Source organism: Paenibacillus suaedae (assembly GCF_032337355.1).
Taxonomy (GTDB): Bacteria; Bacillota; Bacilli; order Paenibacillales; family Paenibacillaceae; genus Paenibacillus_B; species Paenibacillus_B suaedae.
The window spans coordinates 515,370-536,393 of record NZ_JAVYAA010000003.1 but is presented as its reverse complement, the minus strand read 5'-3'; the positions used below and the strand labels follow the sequence as shown (position 1 = coordinate 536,393).

General features: G+C 44.8%; 21 protein-coding genes and 1 riboswitch. Of the genes, 10 read left to right on the top strand and 11 right to left on the bottom strand.

Annotated elements, in window-relative coordinates; translation table 11 throughout:
- Positions 1–216 precede the first annotated feature (216 nt).
- Positions 217–1,461, top strand: a complete 1,245-nt coding sequence (locus RQP50_RS15720; protein ID WP_315745976.1) for a glycoside hydrolase family 19 protein — start codon at positions 217–219, stop codon at positions 1,459–1,461.
- Positions 1,462–1,595: 134 nt separating this feature from the next.
- Here RQP50_RS15720 and RQP50_RS15715 read toward each other — a convergent pair whose 3' ends face one another.
- A complete protein-coding gene (locus RQP50_RS15715; RefSeq protein WP_028532775.1) occupies positions 1,596–3,152 on the bottom strand; it encodes an ABC-F family ATP-binding cassette domain-containing protein in 1,557 nt (518 codons plus the stop codon).
- A gap of 249 nt (positions 3,153–3,401) precedes the next feature.
- Here RQP50_RS15715 and RQP50_RS15710 point away from each other — a divergent pair, with 249 nt between their 5' ends.
- The 3 genes from RQP50_RS15710 to RQP50_RS15700 all read left to right on the top strand — a co-directional run bounded on the left by RQP50_RS15710 (position 3,402) and on the right by RQP50_RS15700 (position 4,713).
- Positions 3,402–3,983: a TetR family transcriptional regulator gene (locus RQP50_RS15710; RefSeq protein ID WP_315746154.1), complete on the top strand. Its 582-nt coding sequence runs from the start codon at positions 3,402–3,404 to the stop codon at positions 3,981–3,983.
- A gap of 65 nt (positions 3,984–4,048) precedes the next feature.
- On the top strand, positions 4,049–4,396 hold the full coding sequence (locus RQP50_RS15705; protein ID WP_394358401.1) for a DMT family transporter: 348 nt from the start codon (positions 4,049–4,051) through the stop codon (positions 4,394–4,396).
- Between the two features lie 2 nt (positions 4,397–4,398).
- Positions 4,399–4,713: a DMT family transporter gene (locus RQP50_RS15700; RefSeq protein ID WP_065291783.1), complete on the top strand. Its 315-nt coding sequence runs from the start codon at positions 4,399–4,401 to the stop codon at positions 4,711–4,713.
- A 128-nt stretch (positions 4,714–4,841) separates the two neighbouring features.
- Here the strand turns inward: RQP50_RS15700 and RQP50_RS15695 are convergent, their stop codons facing one another.
- The 5 genes from RQP50_RS15695 to RQP50_RS15675 all read right to left on the bottom strand — a co-directional run bounded on the left by RQP50_RS15695 (position 4,842) and on the right by RQP50_RS15675 (position 9,725).
- Positions 4,842–6,296 carry an Msr family ABC-F type ribosomal protection protein gene (locus tag RQP50_RS15695; protein WP_315745975.1) on the bottom strand — a complete coding sequence of 485 codons (1,455 nt, stop codon included), beginning with the start codon at positions 6,294–6,296 and terminating at the stop codon, positions 4,842–4,844.
- Between the two features lie 207 nt (positions 6,297–6,503).
- On the bottom strand, positions 6,504–7,433 hold the full coding sequence (locus tag RQP50_RS15690) for an aminoglycoside phosphotransferase family protein (protein ID WP_072729513.1): 930 nt from the start codon (positions 7,431–7,433) through the stop codon (positions 6,504–6,506).
- A gap of 108 nt (positions 7,434–7,541) precedes the next feature.
- A complete protein-coding gene (gene yidC / locus RQP50_RS15685; RefSeq protein WP_072729514.1) occupies positions 7,542–8,357 on the bottom strand; it encodes a membrane protein insertase YidC in 816 nt (271 codons plus the stop codon).
- Positions 8,312–8,662 carry a hypothetical protein gene (locus RQP50_RS15680; protein WP_072729515.1) on the bottom strand — a complete coding sequence of 117 codons (351 nt, stop codon included), beginning with the start codon at positions 8,660–8,662 and terminating at the stop codon, positions 8,312–8,314. The genes yidC and RQP50_RS15680 overlap by 46 nt, the downstream gene beginning before the upstream one ends.
- Before the next feature lie 292 nt (positions 8,663–8,954).
- Positions 8,955–9,725, bottom strand: coding sequence for an ANT(4')-I family aminoglycoside nucleotidyltransferase (locus RQP50_RS15675; protein WP_315745974.1), 771 nt, complete (start codon positions 9,723–9,725; stop codon positions 8,955–8,957).
- 288 nt (positions 9,726–10,013) lie between these two features.
- Here RQP50_RS15675 and RQP50_RS15670 point away from each other — a divergent pair, with 288 nt between their 5' ends.
- Entirely contained in the window at positions 10,014–11,012 is a 999-nt protein-coding gene (locus tag RQP50_RS15670) for a stalk domain-containing protein (RefSeq protein ID WP_315745973.1), read from the top strand.
- 140 nt (positions 11,013–11,152) lie between these two features.
- Here RQP50_RS15670 and RQP50_RS15665 read toward each other — a convergent pair whose 3' ends face one another.
- Both RQP50_RS15665 and RQP50_RS15660 read right to left on the bottom strand, forming a co-directional pair.
- Positions 11,153–12,127, bottom strand: coding sequence for a phosphotransferase enzyme family protein (locus RQP50_RS15665; RefSeq protein ID WP_315745972.1), 975 nt, complete (start codon positions 12,125–12,127; stop codon positions 11,153–11,155).
- A gap of 327 nt (positions 12,128–12,454) precedes the next feature.
- The gene (locus RQP50_RS15660; RefSeq protein ID WP_072729518.1) at positions 12,455–13,192 is read right to left on the bottom strand and encodes an RNA polymerase sigma factor; all 738 of its coding nucleotides are present in this window, start codon (positions 13,190–13,192) and stop codon (positions 12,455–12,457) included.
- A gap of 240 nt (positions 13,193–13,432) precedes the next feature.
- Between RQP50_RS15660 and clpP the strand changes: the two genes are divergently transcribed.
- Together clpP and RQP50_RS15650 are read left to right on the top strand one after the other, a co-directional pair.
- Positions 13,433–14,011, top strand: a complete 579-nt coding sequence (gene clpP / locus RQP50_RS15655) for an ATP-dependent Clp endopeptidase proteolytic subunit ClpP (protein ID WP_315745971.1) — start codon at positions 13,433–13,435, stop codon at positions 14,009–14,011.
- Between the two features lie 554 nt (positions 14,012–14,565).
- Positions 14,566–14,883 (top strand): DUF4870 domain-containing protein, encoded by a 318-nt coding sequence (locus RQP50_RS15650; RefSeq protein WP_072729521.1) that lies wholly within the window; start codon positions 14,566–14,568, stop codon positions 14,881–14,883.
- A gap of 140 nt (positions 14,884–15,023) precedes the next feature.
- On the opposite strand, the gene RQP50_RS15645 is transcribed toward RQP50_RS15650, so the two are convergent.
- The gene (locus RQP50_RS15645) at positions 15,024–15,350 is read right to left on the bottom strand and encodes a hypothetical protein (RefSeq protein WP_315745970.1); all 327 of its coding nucleotides are present in this window, start codon (positions 15,348–15,350) and stop codon (positions 15,024–15,026) included.
- A 505-nt stretch (positions 15,351–15,855) separates the two neighbouring features.
- Between RQP50_RS15645 and RQP50_RS15640 the strand changes: the two genes are divergently transcribed.
- The 3 genes from RQP50_RS15640 (at position 15,856) to RQP50_RS15630 (ending at position 19,266) form a co-directional block, all read left to right on the top strand.
- The gene (locus tag RQP50_RS15640; RefSeq protein ID WP_072729522.1) at positions 15,856–16,254 is read left to right on the top strand and encodes a hypothetical protein; all 399 of its coding nucleotides are present in this window, start codon (positions 15,856–15,858) and stop codon (positions 16,252–16,254) included.
- Between the two features lie 247 nt (positions 16,255–16,501).
- Positions 16,502–16,603, top strand: a riboswitch (purine riboswitch).
- 162 nt (positions 16,604–16,765) lie between these two features.
- Complete coding sequence (ade, locus tag RQP50_RS15635) at positions 16,766–18,517, top strand: adenine deaminase (protein WP_072729523.1); 1,752 nt, start codon at positions 16,766–16,768, stop codon at positions 18,515–18,517.
- A gap of 89 nt (positions 18,518–18,606) precedes the next feature.
- A complete protein-coding gene (locus RQP50_RS15630; protein WP_315745969.1) occupies positions 18,607–19,266 on the top strand; it encodes a nucleoside/nucleotide kinase family protein in 660 nt (219 codons plus the stop codon).
- A gap of 49 nt (positions 19,267–19,315) precedes the next feature.
- Here the strand turns inward: RQP50_RS15630 and RQP50_RS15625 are convergent, their stop codons facing one another.
- Both RQP50_RS15625 and RQP50_RS15620 read right to left on the bottom strand, forming a co-directional pair.
- Positions 19,316–20,104: a class I SAM-dependent methyltransferase gene (locus RQP50_RS15625; RefSeq protein WP_315745968.1), complete on the bottom strand. Its 789-nt coding sequence runs from the start codon at positions 20,102–20,104 to the stop codon at positions 19,316–19,318.
- A gap of 3 nt (positions 20,105–20,107) precedes the next feature.
- Positions 20,108–21,013 (bottom strand): AraC family transcriptional regulator, encoded by a 906-nt coding sequence (locus tag RQP50_RS15620; RefSeq protein WP_315745967.1) that lies wholly within the window; start codon positions 21,011–21,013, stop codon positions 20,108–20,110.
- Between the last annotated feature and the right edge of the window lie 11 nt (positions 21,014–21,024).

Here is a 21,024-nt window from a genome sequence, read left to right as displayed (position 1 = left end):
CTGCGCTCCTATCGTGCACAGAAGCCGTCAGTATAATGGCCTCAACTTATTTCCACAACATGTATGAAAATTGTTCTAATCTCTTCTATTGAAAAAGAAGTATTCATTCTATCACATTCCCATGTTAAATCGACTCCTTCGAATCAGAGGCTATGTACAAGGATGACCAATTGTTTGATTTCTATTTCTTCTTACTTTACTATAAGGAGGCATTCTATGAAAAAGATGATCGATAAGAGAGTATTCATGCTAGCAATTGTGATAGTAACCGTTCTTGTATCTCCTCTTACTGCCTTTGCTGCTTTAACTTCCCCATCGTTAACGGTTAGTTCTTCGAATGCAGCTTGTGCCTTGAGCTGGAATGCGATTAGCGGAGCTACAGGATATGATATCTATCGCAACGGCAATTGGTATAAATGGACAAATACGTTGTCCTACTCTGATACGGGATTGACCAATGGATCAACCTATACGTATGCGGTTGCTGCGCAAAATGACAAGACTAGTCCGGTAGAGACATCCCCGCATAGCGCCAGCAAAGCTTGCACGCCAACCGCCTCAGGCGGCAGCACATTGCCAGCCCCTACTTTATCGGTAAGTGCATCGAATGGAACCTGCAGCTTAAGCTGGAATGCAATCAATGGCGCTACAGGCTACGACGTCTATCGCAACGGCGATTGGTATAAATGGATCAGCGCTTTGTCCTTTTCCGATACGGGATTGACGAACGGAACAACTTATACGTATACGGTTGCCGCGCAGAATGACACGACAACTCCTGTTACTACTTCGCCGCAAAGCTCCAGTAAAACTTGCAAACCTGTGTCTGGCGGTACTGGTGGCGGCTTTGTCGTTACCGAGGCTCAATTCAATCAAATGTTCCCTAACCGCAATCCATTCTATACTTATTCCGGTTTAGTATCCGCTCTGTCCTCCTACCCTGCCTTTGCCAATACAGGAAGCGACACACTCAAAAAACAAGAGGCAGCAGCTTTTCTAGGAAATGTAGCCCAAGAATCGGGACATTTAAAATACATCGTTGAGTTGGATACGGCAAATTACCCGTTTTATTGCGATAACACGAGTGTTCTCTACCCATGCGCACCTGGTAAGCAGTACTATGGAAGAGGCCCGATCCAATTAAGCTGGAACGTCAATTATGGTGCCGCTGGCGCTGCATTGGGACTTCCGCTTCTGACCAATCCAGATTTGGTCGCGCAGGATTCCTCAGTAGCATGGAAAACAGCCTTGTGGTTCTGGAACACACAGAACGGAGCAGGGACTATGACACCGCATAATGCAATCGTCAACGGCTCAGGATTCGGGGAGACTATCCGTTCGATCAATGGAGCTAAGGAATGTAACGGCTTAAATCCAGCCGCAGTAGAAAATCGGGTCAATTTCTTCACGATTTTCGCTAATTTGCTCGGCATCTCAACAGGAAACAATCTCAGGTGTTAGATTTGGAATTGATTTGCACAACAAACTTTTCTTCGAACAGGTACGGAACGGCCATATTAAATGAACTTAGTCAGTCTGTATTCCTGAACAAAAACACGACTCCGTGGCAACAGAGTCGTTTTTTACATATCCAATTAAAATACTTTTGTCGTCCAAGATTCACAGTTCCATGTCTCTGTCACGATATCGCGATAGAATTCAGGTTCGTGAGAAATAAGCAGGACGCTGCCTTTGTACGCTTTAAGGGCACGCTTCAGTTCTTCCTTCGCATCAACATCCAAGTGGTTCGTCGGCTCATCGAGTACAAGCAAGTTTGTCTCCACGTTTATGAGCTTGCACAAGCGAACTTTCGCCTTTTCTCCACCACTTAGCACTGCAATTTTACTTTCGATATGCTTCGTTGTCAGTCCGCATTTCGCCAGTGCTGCACGAACTTCGAATTGTGTAAAGGAAGGGAACTCTTTCCAGATCTCTTCAATACATGTATTGTAATTCGCGTCTTTGACTTCCTGTTCGAAGTACCCGATGTCTAGGTTGTCACCTTTCTCTACAGAGCCCGAGATTGCAGGAATTTCGCCCAAGATGCTGCGAAGCAATGTCGTCTTACCGATACCATTCGCGCCGACGAAGGCGATCTTCTGGCCGCGCTCCATACGGAGGTTCAATGGACGGGACAATGGCTCATTGTAACCAATTACCAAGTCTTTCGTCTCGAATACAAGCTTGCTGGAAGCGCGGGAATCCTTGAAGTTGAACTGCGGCTTCGGCTTCTCCTTCGCTAATTCAATCACTTCCATCTTGTCGAGCTTCTTCTGACGGGACATCGCCATGTTGCGTGTCGCGACGCTTGCTTTATTGCGTGCAACGAAGTCTTTCAGGTCAGCAATTTCCTGCTGTTGGCGCTTATAGGCAGATTCCAGCTGCTGCTTCTTCATTTCATAGACTTCCTGGAACTTGTCATAGTCGCCCACGTAGCGGTTAAGCTCCTGATTCTCCATATGGTAGATCAGGTTAATAACGCTATTCAAAAACGGAATATCGTGTGAGATGAGGATGAATGCATTCTCGTACGCTTGCAGATAGCGCTTCAGCCATTCGATATGCTGTTCATCCAAATAGTTCGTAGGCTCGTCCAAGAGCAGGATGTCTGGCTTCTCAAGCAATAGCTTTGCGAGCAGCACCTTCGTACGCTGACCGCCACTCAAGTCATGTACGTCTTTGTCCAGGCCAATATCAACCAAGCCAAGTCCTCGAGCAGTCTCCTCGACCTTCGCATCGATCAAGTAGAAGTCTTGATTCGTAAGCGTGTCTTGAATCGTACCGACTTCCTCTAGAAGCTTCTCCAGTTCCTCCGGCGTTACGTCACCCATTTTGCCATACATGTCGTTCATTTCTTGTTCCATATCAAATAAATATTGGAACGCGCTTCTCAATACATCACGAATTGTCAAACCTTTGCTAAGTACGGCATGCTGATCGAGGTAGCCGACGCGCACGCGCTTGGACCATTCAACTTTGCCTTCATCCGGCTGTAGTTTGCCAGTAATAATATTCATAAAAGTGGACTTGCCTTCTCCATTGGCGCCAATTAGTCCAATGTGTTCGCCCTTGAGCAGGCGGAAGGATACGTCCTTGAAGATCGCACGGTCTCCAAAGCCGTGGCTGAGTCGTTCTACGTTTAATATGCTCATTCATGACACCTTTTCTTATAGTCTTTGTACTCGATATATTATAAACGTTATCGAGCTTAAAAGTAAGCGTAAAATAGGTTTCTTCAATTTTAAAGAATGTATTGTGCCTTTTTGCCGATATTTGCATGAAATTGATTGTTGCTAGCGTATATTGTATAAGCATGTTTGTTCATTTGACAACAATTCGTCTTCTCCTATAAAATGAATGATAGTCAGTCATTTGTGATCGAGTTAGAGGAGGTCATACTCATCGAAGACAAAAAGGAACGTATTGTTCGTGCGGCTATCGAAGTATTGTGCAGCAAAGGCATCGAAAAGACGAAGGTATCTGATATCGTGAAGGGAGCCGGGATTGCACAGGGCACATTTTATCTTTACTTCCCTTCTAAGCTGGCTGTCATGCCTTCTATTGCAGAAGTCATGGTGCAGAAGATTATAGAAGCGCTCCAGAGCTCAGTAGATCAGAACGCCCCATTTCGGGATCAGATCAAGTCCTTTATTGCAACGGTATTCCAGCTTCATCATGATGGCCGAGAGCAACTAGCACTGCTGTATGCAGGATTAGCCTCCAGTGAGCATCTTAAGGAATGGGAATCCATTTATAAGCCTTATTATGACTGGGTTACTGCACTGCTCGATAAGGCTCAAGCTAACGGATCAATCCGGAAATCGCTCAACACTGCTAGAACGGCGCGAATTGTGATTGGGGCCATTGAATCCGCTGCTGAGCAAGTGTATCTGTTCGATCAAGCGGATGAATCAGAAATACAAGCGCAAGCGGAGGAAGTATACGCCTTCGTCACTCACGCACTAGGGATTCAGGTCCTGTAGTTCAAGGGCCTATCTTTTTGTCTACAAAATGACTGAATGTCATTCATATTAAGAGAGGTGTTATCATGAATCGTTCATGGATGTATGTGATGCTCACTTGCCTGTTCGAGCTGCTGTGGGTATTCGGCTTTAATATGGCCTCATCGTGGTGGCATTGGGCCATTATTCTCGGAATCATTACTGTTGATTTTCATTTCTTGGCTAAGGCTTGTGAGAAGCTTCCTACCGGTACCGTATATGCGATCTTCGCAGGTGCAGGGACAGTCGGTACGGCACTGATGGATGTATTGTTTTTCGGCGGAAGTCTTAGCATGGGCAAAATTGGTTTTATGATCGTGCTTGTTGCAGGCGTAATTGGACTTAAATTGGCAGATCAAGCTGCCACGGATCGTAAACAGAAAGGAGTTGCGTAACGATGGGATGGCTGTTTGTTTTCCTAGCGGCAATGTGTGAAATGGTCGGTGTAGTCGGACTTAAAAAGTATTCCCAGCATAAAACGCTGCAAAATGGAGTGATCTTCTTGGGGGGATTCGGAGCTTCTTTTGCCCTACTCTATACTTCATTCCTATATCTTCAGGTTAGTGTCAGCTATGCAGTATGGGTCGGAATTGGTACTGCTGGAGCCGTTCTTATCAATATGATTTTCTTCGGTGAAAGCAAAAGCCCAGCGCGTATCGTGAGCCTCATCGCCATTATTATTGGGGTTACGGGTCTGAAAGCCTTGTCCTGATGAGCTTATGCGTGCTTTCTATGCACGCTGTGCTTCGCAGGAATGCTGAACGCATAACTGAGGACACAGCTGAAAAGATAACAGCCGCCAAATTGAACTTGGCGGCTTATTTAAATGCTTAACTACGTTTACATTAAATGCAATTTGCGATCCGAGAGATGGAAGTGTACATCTGCGGCATGCTCCACGAACTTCTTGTCATGAGACACGAAGATGATCGTTCCCTCATATGCGGCAATGAACCGCTCCAATGCCTCTATAGCAAGAATATCTAAAAAGTTGGTCGGCTCGTCCAACAATAGTATGTTATATTCCCCTAGGAATAGCTGGCACAGCTGGAGACGAATCGCTTCCCCACCGCTTAAGGATCGGACACTCTTCTGAATGTCAGTCCCGACGAACAGCATAGCATGCAGCACACCTCGCAAAAAACCTTCCTCATAGTCGGAACGATTTTTGACGAATTGCAGCACGGACTCATTGCTTGTATATTGATAACTCATTTGACGGAACCAGCCTATTTTCGCTTTTGGGGAAATGGTTAAGCCTGCTCCCGCATTTGCTATTTGTGCTAACAGAGAGCTTTTTCCGCTTCCATTTGCACCCGTAATCGCTATTTTCTTCCCCAGAGGGAGCTGGAAATTTACATCTTTAAGTAATACAGTGTCACCCAATTGGAGCGTGAGTCTTTCTGCCATAATGGGAAACTTATTGTGCAATTCTACTGTTTTCGCTTGGCGAAACACGATCTGTCTCTCTTCCTGCACGGCCTCTACTTCTTGAAGCTTTTCCATACGATGTTCAATAGCGCGAGCGGCACGATGGACTGCTTTTTGACTGGTGCCTTTCGATTTGGTTTCGAACATGCGGTTTGCTAATGCCTTCGACTCTTTCTTAGACATACTGCCTGCTTGCGCAATCTTTTCGGCTTTCTTCATTTTCTCTTGTGCAGCTTTTTCTAGGCGGTTTTTCTCCTTGATAAACTGCTCGTGTGCTTGCATCTGCTGTTCGCGCTCCAGGCGCTTCGCCTCGACGTAATCGCTGTAGTTCCCTGAATACACACGCACCTTGCCTTCATGCACTTCCCAAATCGTCGTGACGAGCTCATCCAGTACGGCACGATCATGACTGATCAGGACAAGCGCTCCGTAGTAATAGCGAAGCTCATCGAGCAGGAACGCAATGCCCGCTTGATCTAAATGGGTTGTTGGCTCATCGATGAGCAGTGCTTCATAATAATGAGTCAGCATGTGCGCTAGTTTCAGCCTTGTCTGCTCCCCGCCGCTTAAACCCTCAGTACGATTCGGAACCGCCAATCTGCCTAGTAACGCTGGATCTGCTTCAGCATCTGCAGGCGCCTCCATTTGCTCAAACAAGCCATACTCGACATGCCGCTTCACGTTCCCGCTCGTGGGTTGAACAGTACCTGCAATCAACCTCAGAAGCGTGTTCTTCCCTGCCCCGTTCTTGCCAACGATGCCAATGCGGTCAAACTGATGTACAGCTAACCGGGCAATCTTGAGTATCTCTTTATCTAAATACGTCACTTCGACGTTTTCGAGTTCAAAACAAATATGTTCCATCTATTTGCTACCTCCGAAATATCATCATTTCGTATCGATAGCCATAGGAATGGTTACGATACGAGCTTCTATCTGGTTAAGAAGAAGCCCGTATTAATAGAACAATAAAAACTGCATGTATCTTCCCTCCTGCCTCGCGTAAAAGCATGGGAGCCTATTTGACTCCATTTCAATCATATAGCAGTTGGTTCGCTGCATCAATCATTCTTACCAGGTACCTTGCTCGTTCATGATTGCCTCGGCAAAGGCTACTTTTTGGACAAGGGCAGTATATTCCTCAGGTGTCGAACCGTCTTCTACACACCAACACATTCCCATTGCCGTTTCTACATATAAGCACTTCCTAATCATAGGATGCGGAATCGATAGCCTGCGTGCCAGCGTGATCATGATACCATCTATCTTCTCATAGCATGCTGAAGTTATTTCGTTGTCGAACTCATTTAAAATAAATCGAGGAATATCGAATATAGGATCACCGATCACACCCTTCGGGTCGATGATCACGTATTCCCCATCGCTGCTGAGCAGCATATTATCATGATGAAGATCGCCGTGCAGCAGCAGATTTTGCGAATAGGATGAAGCAATGGACAAGCAAATATCTCTTGCACGCTGCATATGTCTAGATAATTCAGGGCAATCGTTGCGCTGGTTCATGTAATCTGTTATCCGCTCAACCCAACCGATATAGGTTGGGAACTTTTCCGCCTCAACAGCCGCGATATGTAGATTCGAATATAAGGAACAGAATATGTCTAATCTCCGTTGTAAGGATTGCTCGTCGCGTAACGGAGTACCCGGCTGAAGAAGCTCAAGAAGAATAACGCCATTTTCAATATCCGCCTCGTACACCTTACAGAATCGCTGACCATTATATAGACGCATCGTTGAAACTTCCGTCCATATCGTTTCTGATGGTTCTCCTATTTTCAATACCGCATGCCCAACCTGATCCGAATAGCAAGTGAACACTATGTTTGCAGAAAAGGATGGGATTAGCTGCAATGAGGACAACGACCACTTCTCGGCATAATCATCGAGATGGCGCAGCATCTGTTCATAAAATGTATTTCCAAATCGCTTCACGATAGTTTCGATTTGCTCCTGCGTAAATATGCTAGATTGGTACTCCATACCCATTCCCTCCATTGTCTAAATACCTCTTTATCCATTTTCAAGTAGATAAAAAGCTGCCCCACGAATTCATTCAGGACAGCTTTGATTGCTTTGTTGTTACGCTTTTTAATTGTTGCTAACGGTTGCGGCTGGTTCTATCTTCGTCCGATACAACTTCTTCGCAAGCAGTGTTTGCAAAATAACGAACACGCCGCCTACACACCAATACATCGGTATGACTGCGGGAGTGGTCAGGGAAAACACGGTCATCATAATGGGAGACAAGTATCCCATAAATGCAAACTGCTTGCTCTGCATCGGATCCATGCCGATTTGTGTAGCCTTATATTGAAAGAAGTAGATGATCCCAACGAGCAGTGGGAGCACAACGTCTGGTCGTCCGAGCTGGAACCATAGGAACGAGTGTGCAGCTACTTCCGGTGTGAACTTAATGGCATAATACAATCCGGACAAGATAGGCAGCTGAATAAGCAGCGGCAAGCAGCCCATTGCCAGCGGATTCACCTGATGCTTCTGATACAATTGCATCATCTCTTGCTGCATCTTTGCTTTTGATTCCGCATCCTTCTTATCCTTATATGCATCTTGAAGAAGCTTCAACTCAGGCTGCAATACGTCCATCTTCTGTTTCATCTTCTGCTGATTGCGATACTGTCTCATCATGAGCGGCATCAGCGCTAATCGTACGAGCAGCGTGAGCAAAATCAATGCCAGGCCATAGCTTCCACCGAAAAATGCCGCAAAATGTTGAATCAGATACACAAACGGATACACAATGTAATGATTAAAAAAGCCTGGCGTATTAGCATCAACGGTCGCATTAGGCCCGCTTACCCCGCATCCGCTTAATAGCACTAGGAGCACCAGTGCCCCGATTAGAATGAACTTTCGCTTGTAGGTGAATACATTGAACTGCTCCATAATCGTCCTCCTTGATTGGGTAACGTTCTGATTCCAATCAAGGAACGGCAGTCTCCTGAATCTCCATCCGGCGCTTCTTTTCGCTTCACGCTTCTGGTTAGCCAGTGATGTATCTCTGTCCGACCGACGATCCGTTCCTGATGAGGAACAATCGCGACTCGGCCTCTGTATGCAGGGACTAAGAAGCGATCGACTGCGACATACAGATGTGCAACGTAAGCATACGTCAGTGAGCATATTAGACCGATCGAGATAAAATACGGAATCAAATCAGAAGACATCAGATCCTGGAGTTCCAACAGCAATGCATTCACCTCCCTTTTTTGCAGTTAACAATAGTATCACATATCTCAAATGGTGAGACAAGTTTCATTTATAGGAAAAATCGAACAGTTGGATTCAAACCCGAAAACGAGTATGAATCTCAAAAACAGGCGGAATCATCTTCTTTTTATGATCGAATTATCACGGTACATTTGCTTACCACCTGTTGAATTATAAAAAAAGCCCTGCTTAGAGCAGAGCTTGTGTACATGAAGTGCATATTGTGATTTGATGATCAGGTCATCAATCGCCATGTAACGCCGCCAAGAGTTCTTAGAATGGAATACGTTCCGAATGAATCTTGTAACCATGCTCTTCAGCCCATGAGACGAGTCCATTCCAGAACTGTTCGCACGTATCAATAATTCGATCCGGTTCAGACAACTGACCAGACATGACCATATTGGCGACCGCGTCATAGCCATCTGGGCGCTCTGGCAGCTCCAATGATTCTGGAAGTACCCTAGCTCCTGTCGAATACAGCTTCCGATTGTGAAGACCGATTAACATGGCGCCGTACTTGGCAAATTGCATAGCTAAGTAAGGAAGATAGCTTTGTGTGCCGGTTCGATTTGCATTCCGGAGCTTTCCAATGAATTCATACATTTCTCCCACGAGCACTTCATGAATTGCATTCGAGAAATCCACACTTGAGGGTAATTGTGCCGCTTCCTTCAGCTTAGAAAAAAATCCATCCGGATCATAGAGGCTTAGTGGTGAGAAAAACGGCCCGTGTGTTAATGGCCAGTCCCCTTCCACTGTGGCGGCATCGTTCAGAACCACACTTGCACTTCGTACATTCACTTCGGCCTTCCAAGGCCCGGATGACCATTCGTAACTGAAGTCTACCTCTTCATCTGCGTTCTTCAGCACACAGAACATCTCAATGTCCGAATAAGGACCGTCCGTGCCTCGGGATACGGAGCCGTACACTCCGATTGCAATAATTTGCTCACCATAAACCTTCTGCAAGCGGTCGGCAAGTTCACAACAGGTTGCCAGTCTTTCTTGTCTTGAAATTTCAACTGGTCCATTCATGGTCATTTGTGTATCTCTCCCTTAGTTTGTGTAATTGGAATGAGTGGATACAGATTCATGAATGGAGGGCCTCGGGCTTAACGGGGGACTTTCTTCGCGTGCATAGGAGCTCCTCCTCCTCTTACTCTTATTGATTTTCATGAAATAAATGATCTTCCTCTATCTTATCAATCCTCTAAGAAAAATATAAGGACTCGACGTGACATAATTACCAATTTCATACTGGTTTTTTCGACCTAGTTCCCCTACTATCAGATTGTAATATATTTCTTAAACTTGGAAGGTTGATGATCTATGGTAAGGATGAAAAAGCCGATAGCTGCGCTGATTGCAGTAGTGCTTCTGCTTATGCCTCTATCTGTATACGCAGCCGACACGGCTAAAGTGAAAGTCGATATGAATCAAACACGGGTGAAGGTAAATGGCTACTTAGTAACTCAGAATATTATACAGATTGAGGGAGCCCCCTATGCTTCCCTTCGGACAATGAGTGACGTCTTTAAGATTCCATTAAATTATCACTCCAAAATGAATATCTTCTATCTAGGCGAACTTCCACGAGATATTGAATCGGATCGAGAAATTGAAGAATGGCGTCAAGACCAAACGGCAAGCGAAAAGAAAGTGGAGGCGACAGAGAAAAAGGGTCAACGCTCTATAGAAGCAGAATTGAACGCAGTACAGGTTTACGTTCAAGGTACTCAAATTAATGGGACACGCATGACCTATAACGGAAGAACCTATATCCCCTTCCGCAGTGTCGCTCAATTGCTGAAGTTGGAGTACAAGTATGATGCTAATACGGTAACGGCTTATATTGGCTCCATACCTGATTCCGTGAAAAACCCTCCTAAAAAAGCAAAGACCAAGAAGACGAAAATGTACGATGTCGCGGGCAATGGAGAGTTCAAAGGCTGGCGCAAGCTGAAAGGTCATCCATATGAAGGGTCTTTCGAGATTTACTATACGTATGACGGTAAAATCCTATCGGCACATACAGTAGATATTCGCAAGATTGATTTGAAAAAGAAAGTACAATGGGTTGATGATAAAGGACGAAAAAGAACGAACACAGTCAAGGAAATTTACACCATCTTCTCGGAATTCAGTAATCAATATACGTCGAACTGGCTGTATTCGAAGTTCGGTGACTTATATGCCGATTGGTTAATGATCCATTCGGTTGAATCGGAAAAGCTGGTCGAAGAATATTTAATTGCGATCGGCAAAATGGAAGAGCCAAAGAGCAACATTATGTTGACGCCTGATGCTATTCTTGTGCCGGCTGACTAATTAGTTGTAGATATGCAACAAAACACAAAAGCACCTCCATCTTCACGTATTTATCTTAGGATGGAGGTGCTTTTAGCTATCGTATCTAGCTATTGTCATTGCTTCAAGATTTAGTTGTTTTACGCCTTTCTTACCTACTCCTATACCTGATAAAATATTCGCTCTCCTGCTAGGAATGGCACAAAATGATCTACACAAAGTTTAGGCATTTTCTCCCGCATCCAATTATGTACAGACTCATTCCCCATTTGAAACGCATAATATCCGATAATCGAAATCAGCATCATGCCTTCGATGAGAACAAGCTCGTCCGCATCTATGTTCGCAGTTCCGTAATATCCCTCTAGGAATATGTCTCTGTGTGCTGCGGGAGCCATCATCGCCCCCATGGCGATGTCTGTCCAATCGTATCCCGGGCCAAAGAATCCGAAGTCAATGAAGCTTAATTGTCCTTCAGGAGAGATAATCATATTACCAAAACCTAAATCACCGTGAATAAGTCCCCATCTATCCTCGGTTCCGAATTGCTCAAGTTTATCGTTGATAAGATGAATGCATTTCTCGATGATCGCGACATCTGAAGGCACAAATAAACCGAGTTCCAACCCTTTATGTATTGTTGAAATCAAGCCAACATTATATGCAATCCCTTGCTCTGGTCGATTCTTTACCCGATCGCGCGGATACTGACGGTAAAATTCATGGAGTTCAACAACTTGAGATCCGAGCAGCCTGACCAATTCTGGCTTCTGAACGTCCTCCTTCTGAAGATCCCTACCGTCCAGCCACGTTAGTACCGAACAGTTCAAACGCTGCCCTTCATGTTCGATGACAGTAATCAATTCCCCATCTCGATTGCGCAGCGGCGACTGTACCAGCAGGCTGCTCTCCTTCGCCAAGGCTTCCAGCATGAGCAGTTCACCCAGCAAGCCTTCATAAGTATGTTGCAAGCCTGTCATACTTTCTTTAAACGGCTGATGAACACGCAGGACATAAGTGCTGCCGTCAGCGTCGCTCACTTTATATGTCCGATTCTCATTATGCCTCAGGAAAGTGATTTCAGGCTTATGGAAGCGAAAACAGTGTAGAATGTGATGTAATTGTTCATCTGTCATCTTCAATTTCCTCTCATCGATGAATAAGTAGACATGTCCAAAATACTATATAAGCAGTCTACTTCCTAATGTTGGGATTGTCTACAACACTATGAAAATCCAAAGATGTTTATAGCACGGTTATCATTATTATTGCTCGCTTAAACTAGCTAAATTGCTCCCCTTCTCACCTTTTCATAAAGGAGAATCGGGCAAGCGCCCTCAGCTCCATGTTACGTGTCACATGCTGAAGACGTTTGCCCATATCGACGTGTATGCATGAGGCGGGCTAAGCGATTCACAGATTATCCAGAAACAGCATGCTGCATTGCTCCATACGAGCATACTTTATGCAGCTAGTAAGGCTTCGAAATGGTGGAACATCTGCTTATAATCCCGCTGCTTCTGTTTATAACGCATCTGATTCGACCTAGAGTACATATTTAATACAGGAACGAGATCCTGTTCTCCCTGCACAAGTCTCAATACCTCATTGACTTCTCCATTGACAAATGCAATAGCGAGTGCCCGTATGTGGCTTTGAGCTTCCACATTGTCTGGCAGGGCCGCTTCTTCCATGTATTCATCTTCCTTCACATCAAGCAGCACCTTCCGTGCTCGATGATATGCAGCCTTCACCGCCCCTTCCGTTGTCTTCAGCTTATTTGCAGTGTCAGCAACAGAATACCCGAGTACGCTGCGCATAAGGAGGACGGTTCTTTGCAGAGGAGACAAGTGTGTCATCATATATTGGAAGGCGGCTTCGATGTCAATTGTACTATTCTCCTGTATAGGATTATTGTGTTCTTGAGATTGAAGCTGCTGCTTTACCAGAATTTGATCCAATCGATGTCTTCGGCGCACTTGGTCAATCCAAGCGTTCTTAGCCGTACGCAGCAGCAGCGCTTCAGGGTTGTTGTGTTCTATCTCCTTGTCACGGGCTAGAATCTTGACCCACGTATCCTGTACGAGATCCTCAGAATCCCATTTGGAATGTGTAAGAGAGAGGCAATATCTGTTCAGTACGTCGTTCAACTGCTTCAGATTAGGTTGTTCGACGCTCTGCACTTGATCTAGATTGGTCATCCTTCACAGTCAACTCCTTCATTCGCTCGTTCTCGCTTTCACTTCATCAGCCTTCTTCATGCCTAACATGAATCATTCATGGCGGCAATTATGGTTTATCTTCTTATCAGTAAACGAATGAAGCATGCATTGCGTTACGCAACCTTGTGAAAAAAACTTTTGTCCTCTGAACCGTATCTTCTGCTGCGATCCATTCGTTTTCTGGATATTCCACAGTGGAAAAACAGAGGAGGTATTACCATGTCCAACTATATCCCATATGTTGTTGAGCAAACGAGTCGAGGCGAACGCTCCTACGACATCTATTCCCGATTGCTGAAGGATCGAATTGTTTTTGTCGGTTCTGAAATTAATGATAGTCTGGCCAATAGTGTTGTTGCGCAGCTCCTTCTTCTTGCAGCGGAGGATTCAGACAAAGACATTTATATGTACATCAATAGTCCAGGAGGCTCGGTCACTGCAGGATTTGGCATCTATGACACAATGCAATACATTAAGCCGCAGGTTCATACCATCTGTACAGGATTAGCCGCCTCCTATGGCTCGATTCTGCTGTTAGCAGGAGCCAAGGGCAAGCGCTTTGCACTACCCAATAGCGAAATCATGATTCACCAACCCCATGGAGGCGCTCAAGGACAGGCAAGCGACATTGCCATCAGCGCCAAACGCATTCTCAAGATGCGCGAGAGACTTGTGCAATTAATGGCTGGCCATACTTGTCAGCCCGCCGAACGAATTGAGAAAGACATGGATCGCGACTACTTTATGACTGCAGAAGAAGCGCTTGAATATGGGATTATTGACAAGATACTCAAGTAGTACGTGACATGAGCGATCAAGCTGCTATCCAAGTGCATTAGTCAGCTTGATCGCTTATGATCTGCTTTCTTTATTAAATCTAGCCAATCGACATGCTTGTAATTCCTGCAATTGCACTTTATCAATAATTTCCTTAGCAGCGAGTCAGCTGATAAGCGAAGCTAATATGATGGCGGAATGCATGACGGCAAGATACAGCCCCTTCATAGAATCGTGATACCCGACAATCGGATACCCATCCCCGGGCAGGCCACATGTCAACCTCGATGCTTCTCAGATGAAGCTCTTCCCCACCTTTTATCGCATGGCGATGCGTCTCATAAGCGCGATGGACAAGTTTCGTTGGAAATGAATTCTCTTGAACTTATTATAGGAATCATGCATGTAAGCAGTCAACGGATGGACTACGAGGCGAATCGAATGATGAAACTTGCCCCAGGCTTACAAATTCGTAATGATATTGAAAGCTTGATCGATAGGTAGAGCCAAGTTCTTATTGTATGATTTATGTATCAGAACAAGACAAGAACAATAACTACTAGAGGTGAACATAAATGAAAGAAAATAAAGTAATATCGGCATTTTCGTACTGGAGCGTTCTCTTTGCGCCTATCTTATTCCCTGTATTAGCCTGGATTGTTGGAGATTCGGTAACAAGAAGCCATGCCAAACGTGCGCTATGGACTCACCTTATTCCAAGTATCGCGGTCATTATTGCGGTAATGTTGTTTGGCTTAATTGGGGTTAGTGTACGCGACATTGGCGTCGCATGGGGAATCGGTGCAATTATCGCATTTTGTGTATGCGGAGCGATAAGCGTGTACTACTTTGTATGGAATATTATCAAAGGGATTCAGGTTATCAATTCTTAATTCATTTCGAATCAGATTCTTATGCCCTGCATGACTTGAAATTATATACGCTACACAAAGGTACCTCTTTCGAAATGGGATAGAGGTACTTTTTGTGGCGTATCCTATTTATATTCAAATGATAGATTTTCCTTAATTCTCTACAGATTTTCCCGACATTCATATTGGAATGAAGGCTCAGTCTGTATGAAATAACCATTTCTAACCCTAGCGACCCAGTTCTGGAACAACTCTTTCCATTCTACAGTTCCGAAGAAATCATTGAGCGGCTTCGTCGAATCCCATTCGATAATAAAATAAGGTTGAACTAAGGGATTCCAGATTCCGATACTGTTTACTCCCTTTTCCTTAATCAACAGCATAGGCAATCCGTATAGATACGCCATAGAAGGTTCAATTTGCAAGAACGGTGCTCCCTCCCAAGACGGCGCTGGTGGTTGTGAGCCAGTATTGGTCTGCGTATACATTGCGAACACCTGCTGCAAATTAAACCGTAGCTGGATAGGATCATACGGCGTACACTCGTTAAGGTTTTCTCCGGGTACTGTTCTGTATCGGGCAGCGTACGAGGATAGAGAAGCGCGTTCTGAATCTCTGTAATTAAGCGACTTAAAAATCTCAACTGTGTATTATTTAGTGTACTAGGATGGCTTAAAAATACAGGAACACGGAATGCCATATCAGCAGTACTTTGCAATATTTCCATCGAGCTGTTGCAGTGGTCATCTTCAAACCCATGATTACACAAAATTACCCCCCCTATCATTACAATTATATGAAATGATAATGAAAGATGACGCGGTCAAGCAGCTAGAAATAGAGGTGAAATACGCCTGTTTTGTATGTGCTGCCCAGGTTCAAGACATAACTTCATTATTCTTTTTTCAAAATTATTAAGCAATAAGCTGTTATTTTCCGATAGATAACATGAAAGCAAATTACTAATAACATACAAAATGGAGGGTTACATAGATGCGTATTGAATCTTATTATCGAATCCCGCCTGCCGCGAAGCGATCCAAGCCACAATCTGAGCCGTTATTTGCGGACACAATGAAGGAAATTCAAAAGCAGGAATCCGATGAAAAAGAGAATAAAAAGGGCAAACTCGTAACGGCCCGTGAAGACGGCTATATTCGGCAATATCTCGTCAGACCAGACGGCAGCAAAGTATTGTTAGGCGAAACAAAACAGACTTTTGGTGAATTCATTAGCAATGCTGAGTCGTCTGTAGCTCAACAGCCGGTTAACAATCTATCCAGCAATTCCAGTCAAAGTACGCAAGATATGATGGCATTATTGAATTTCTATGCGGGAGCAGTAATTACGTCACCAGTGAATCAACAGCAGCTATATGCTTTGAAGGATTAGAATTGTAATATCACGATGGTAATGTATGATTTCACAACTAACGAACAGAGGGATTCTCACTACCTCTGTTCTTCTACTTCCCCATTTGCCATATGGCCTTACAATTATGGTTTCATCACTCATTTCCTCTTTAACCTATATTGCTCTTCATTCCTGTTGTTTTCTCTTCCTCTTATTACAAACAATTGATCTGCTAGGAACAAGCTCCCGGGTTGACGGGAATAATGGCGCCCTATACAATGTAGAGAATTACAACCGTATACTTCTTCGTATAACTTTGGAAATATGGTCCAATCGTCTCTACCGAGCTGCCGTAAACAGTTTGACTACGAGGAAAAGAATGCTTGCTATGTGGGATCGGATTGAGCGCTAACTCTTCTATCTATCATGGACAGGCTGTTCTTGCTCCTTACCGTCAAACTTTAGTTATCAGAACTAAAGTTTTTTTGTATTTATATGGGTGCTTTATCCCCACACTATTCATACAACGAGAAAAGGAATGTGATTTCGAATGAATTGGAGCAAGCAGCATTGGAACAATCGAATTGCCGCAGCGGGCAGAATGAAGTCTGCTGATCTTGTCATCACGAACGGAAAGATCGTTGACGTCTTCAATCTAGAAATTATGGAAGGTGATGTCGCGATTGTAGATGGCATTATCGTAGGAATTGGCGGCAGCTATGAAGGAGATCGCGTCATCGATGCGAGAGGCCGCTATATTGCACCCTCTTTCATCGATACGCACGTTCACATTGAATCTGCTATGGTTACGCCATCCGAATTCGCTCGTGTTGTACTTCCGCATGGAGTTACGACGGTCATTACAGATCCCCACGAGATTGCAAATGTTGCGGGAGCGGATGGCATTCAATATATGCTCGATGCCTCTGAAAATCTGCCGCTGGACGTCTTTGTCATGCTCCCATCGTGTGTCCCTTGTACGCCATTCGAGCATGCCGGAGCGAAGCTGGATGCTGCCAGTCTGGAACCCTTCTACACTCACCCACGCGTCCTAGGATTAGCGGAAGTGATGGATTACCCTTCTGTACGCCGTGGTGATGCGGATATGGTGGACAAGTTGTTATCATCGCATCGGCACGGCAAGCTGATTGACGGCCATGGTGCTGGATTAGATGAAGAAGCTATCAATGTGTACCGAGCTGTAGGCATTCGCAATGACCATGAATGTGTGACAGCTGAGGAAGCAAAGGCAAGACTGCGCAGAGGTATGTATGTCATGCTGCGCGAGGGATCGGTTGCGAAGGATGTTGAGGCGCTCATCCCGGCTGTTACAGCGAGCAATGCCCGCCGTTGTGTGTTCTGTACCGACGATAAGCACTTGGATGAGCTGCTCCATGAGGGCAGCGTTGATCATAATGCACGCCTTGCTATTCGATACGGTCTTGACCCGCTGCAAGCGATTCAGATGGCTTCTCTGAATGCAGCTGAATGCTTCGGCTTGCATGCGAAGGGTGCGATTGCCCCAGGGTACGAGGCAGATCTGTTATTGTTGGATGACTTGCAGGAACTGACGATTGCTCAGGTGTACAAAGGCGGAAGCTTAGTCGGCGAGAATGGCCAGTATACAGGGCCGAAGATCCAAGCAGCTGATATCCCTGCCCCTTTATTGAAGACCGTACATCTGTCTGAAATTACGGAGCATGATCTGCAAATTGAACTGGGTGAATCAGAACGACACTGCCACATTATCGGCATTAATCCGAATAGTCTAATCACGACACATCTTATCGAGGAAGTAGACGTAGCGAATGGGTACTTCTGCCCTTCTACCAAGAAGGATCAATTAAAGATCGCCGTGTTCGAGCGACATCACCATACTGGCTGTGTTGGACTAGGCATTGTGAAGGGATTTGGCATACAATCCGGAGCGATTGCCTCTACCGTAGCACATGATTCGCACAACTTGGTTGTAGCCGGCAGTAACGATAAGGATATGCTGACAGCCGTTCAGGCGCTGCGTGACTTAGAGGGCGGCTTGGTTGTGGTAAGCCAGGGCGAAGTCCTCGCTTCGATCGAGCTTCCATTGGCAGGATTGATGGCGAAGGGCGAATACACGGAGGTACTTGATCGGATGGAGCGTCTCAATGATGCATTGGCACACATTGGCGCTTCTAAGGAGTTCAATCCTTTTGTCACCTTGTCATTCCTCTGCTTGCCGGTTATTCCGGAACTGAAGTTGACTGATATGGGCTTGTTCGATTTTGCTAGCTTTACGCATATTCCAGTGTCCGCTCATTCATAAATCAATCTGATATCACCATCCCATTCCCACACGTTTTCGACCTGCAAATAAAAGAATGGATGCTGCTCAATCACATAAGGAGGAGCAATATGTTGCGAAGAAAGTTAATCGCTGAAATCGCGGATCGAATCGTAGATTTGAGATTAGACCATCCGATTCGTGTGGGGATTAGTGGAATCACTGCATCTGGGAAGACAACACTTGCAAATGAGCTAGCTGAGGAACTTCATTGTAGGCAAAGTCGCGTGATTAGAGCTAGTATTGATCACTTTCATCATCCAAGGCAAATTCGCTACAGACAAGGCAAGGATTCTGCAACCGGATATTACGAGGATGCTCATGATTATGAGTCATTCAAACAAAAGCTTCTCGTTCCCCTCGGCCCCAATGGTAGCCTGTATTACCAGACAATCTCATTGGATCTAGCTCAGGATGTATATGTGAATCCAGAATTGCAATTAGCAGCCAAGGATTTGATTGTAATCATCGATGGAACCTTCTTACTGAAAAAGGAGCTGCGGACGCTCTTCGATTTCAAGGTGTTTGTAGATACGGATTATGCAATTGCTAGAAATAGAGGGGCACTGCGGGAGGCACTTGCTTTCGGAAGTTATGAGAAGGCGGAAGCTGTGTTTGTGAATCGATATCATGCAGCATCCCAGCTGTATATTGAGGAACACGCTCCACAACTGTGCGCAGATGTCATTGTGAACAATAATGATACGAGCAATCCATACATTGTTGCATGAACCGATGAGGGCGGCCTTCCTGCTGCAGGATTAAGCCACCCTTGACGTTTTATGTATGAAGCTCGTAATAGATATCTTCTGCCTGCTGGAAATCAACATTATTTTTATCTAAATTGGCATATTTATGAGCGATCACGAACCCACATTGCTCAACGATGCGGTCGAATTCATTGGGTTGATACAGTCTCAAATGAAAGTCCTCGTATTCGGTACGTACAGATCTATTATCGATATACAACTCATAGGAAATCATCGAGTACAAAATTTGTTGGTCCGTATCGTAAGCATGCTTGCTTCGCAGGGCTACTTCTACGGAGTCCTTCCCTACCCTCCTGCCTTCCTCGAACGCTGCCAATTCGAATTGCTGTTGATTCATGCTAGTTTGTCCAATTCCACGATAAGGAAGGTCGGATTCAACACTTAACACGATGCGACCTGTCGGAGTTAGACAATTCTTCATAACTTGGAGAGCCTTGATTACCTCGTCCCGATCCGTTAATAAGGAAAATGATCCGGCTGCAATAAAGATTAAATCATACTTCGCAATTGACGTATCAAAGTTGTTGAAATCACATATATCAATACGTGTACTGAAGCCTAATGATGTGAGCTTCTCTATACATCTATGTATCATATCCGCAGACACATCGAATCCATCGATCTGATAGCCTTGTTCAAGAAATGGGACTAGAAACCGGCCTGACCCGCACATAGGCTCTAATATTCTCATAGTCTTATCGGCATAAGACATCCAGAAGTCCATTTGTTCCTTCGGTGCCTCTGGCTTATCCAAATCGTAAAATAAGGAGCATAACTCTCCATAATATTGCTTCTCCATACTCTATTCCCCCTGAGCAGTTGATTTTTGGACTGGGACATAAATATCCATGACGACATTGCGCTGTCCGTGGCAGCGTTCATCATAAAATTCAAAATCGAGCTTGGATTCATCGTATACATACTCATTGTTCGGGAACCATTCCTCGAAAATGTAGGTCCAGGTTGCTTGAACGGCCGCAGCTAGCGGATCTGCATCATAAGCTGCATCGCTTTCGAAATAATCGACTGGCGGTGTTGTGAAGACGGCATAATGTGCCTCAGGAACTTCGACAGTTATCATGTCGGGAGTAACCTTGCTATAATCTTTAACGATAACGCCAAATAAATAGACAATATTCCCTTCATCTGATGCGGGGATACAGATTCCTACCTCGCCGTGCTCCGGCGGAGTTAATTGCTCATACATCTTACTTTCCAAATTGCCTCCGATATACGTATCCCAATAGGCTGCGATGTCTTTCGTATACCCGTTCGCCAGATTCGTGTGAATGCCATAGCCAGCTACTTTGAATTCGGATTTCGTTACAAAAATAGGGTGCATTCTGTCTCCCTCCAAATGAATGTATAGATTGCTTGAATGCCATGCTTTGAACTTAGTAAGATAGACGGTCGGACTGTAGCCAAATTCTTTGCGGAAGGCTTTGGAAAAACCGCTTGCTGTTTCGAACCCGTAATCTAGGGCAATATCGATAATTTTACGGTTCGTGAGCAGTGCTCTCCTTGCCTGAATCAGTCTTTTCTTGCGTACAAAATCCATCAGAGGCATGCCTTGGTGAACACTAAACACTCTACAAAAATGAAATACCGAGTATCCGATATGCTCTGCGATCTCAATGGCGGTAAGCTCTCTGGTTAGATTTGTTTCGATATACTCGATACTGCGCTGAATATCGTCATTGTAATTCAATGCGAGATCTG

What these genes read in the sequence shown, in the direction of transcription:
- RQP50_RS15700 (WP_065291783.1), top strand. Translation starts at nt 4,399, where the DNA reads ATGGGATGGCTGTTTGTTTTCCTAGCGGCAATGTGTGAAATGGTCGGT.
- RQP50_RS15630 (WP_315745969.1), top strand. Translation starts at nt 18,607, where the DNA reads ATGTTGCGAAGAAAGTTAATCGCTGAAATCGCGGATCGAATCGTAGAT.
- RQP50_RS15625 (WP_315745968.1), bottom strand. Translation starts at nt 20,104, where the DNA reads ATGGAGAAGCAATATTATGGAGAGTTATGCTCCTTATTTTACGATTTG.
- RQP50_RS15690 (WP_072729513.1), bottom strand. Translation starts at nt 7,433, where the DNA reads ATGGAGTACCAATCTAGCATATTTACGCAGGAGCAAATCGAAACTATC.
- RQP50_RS15670 (WP_315745973.1), top strand. Translation starts at nt 10,014, where the DNA reads ATGGTAAGGATGAAAAAGCCGATAGCTGCGCTGATTGCAGTAGTGCTT.
- RQP50_RS15695 (WP_315745975.1), bottom strand. Translation starts at nt 6,296, where the DNA reads ATGGAACATATTTGTTTTGAACTCGAAAACGTCGAAGTGACGTATTTA.
- RQP50_RS15705 (WP_394358401.1), top strand. Translation starts at nt 4,049, where the DNA reads ATGAATCGTTCATGGATGTATGTGATGCTCACTTGCCTGTTCGAGCTG.
- RQP50_RS15665 (WP_315745972.1), bottom strand. Translation starts at nt 12,127, where the DNA reads ATGACAGATGAACAATTACATCACATTCTACACTGTTTTCGCTTCCAT.
- ade (WP_072729523.1), top strand. Translation starts at nt 16,766, where the DNA reads ATGAATTGGAGCAAGCAGCATTGGAACAATCGAATTGCCGCAGCGGGC.
- RQP50_RS15645 (WP_315745970.1), bottom strand. Translation starts at nt 15,350, where the DNA reads ATGTATACGCAGACCAATACTGGCTCACAACCACCAGCGCCGTCTTGG.
- RQP50_RS15650 (WP_072729521.1), top strand. Translation starts at nt 14,566, where the DNA reads ATGAAAGAAAATAAAGTAATATCGGCATTTTCGTACTGGAGCGTTCTC.
- RQP50_RS15640 (WP_072729522.1), top strand. Translation starts at nt 15,856, where the DNA reads ATGCGTATTGAATCTTATTATCGAATCCCGCCTGCCGCGAAGCGATCC.
- RQP50_RS15715 (WP_028532775.1), bottom strand. Translation starts at nt 3,152, where the DNA reads ATGAGCATATTAAACGTAGAACGACTCAGCCACGGCTTTGGAGACCGT.
- RQP50_RS15660 (WP_072729518.1), bottom strand. Translation starts at nt 13,192, where the DNA reads ATGACCAATCTAGATCAAGTGCAGAGCGTCGAACAACCTAATCTGAAG.
- clpP (WP_315745971.1), top strand. Translation starts at nt 13,433, where the DNA reads ATGTCCAACTATATCCCATATGTTGTTGAGCAAACGAGTCGAGGCGAA.
- RQP50_RS15720 (WP_315745976.1), top strand. Translation starts at nt 217, where the DNA reads ATGAAAAAGATGATCGATAAGAGAGTATTCATGCTAGCAATTGTGATA.
- RQP50_RS15675 (WP_315745974.1), bottom strand. Translation starts at nt 9,725, where the DNA reads ATGACCATGAATGGACCAGTTGAAATTTCAAGACAAGAAAGACTGGCA.
- yidC (WP_072729514.1), bottom strand. Translation starts at nt 8,357, where the DNA reads ATGGAGCAGTTCAATGTATTCACCTACAAGCGAAAGTTCATTCTAATC.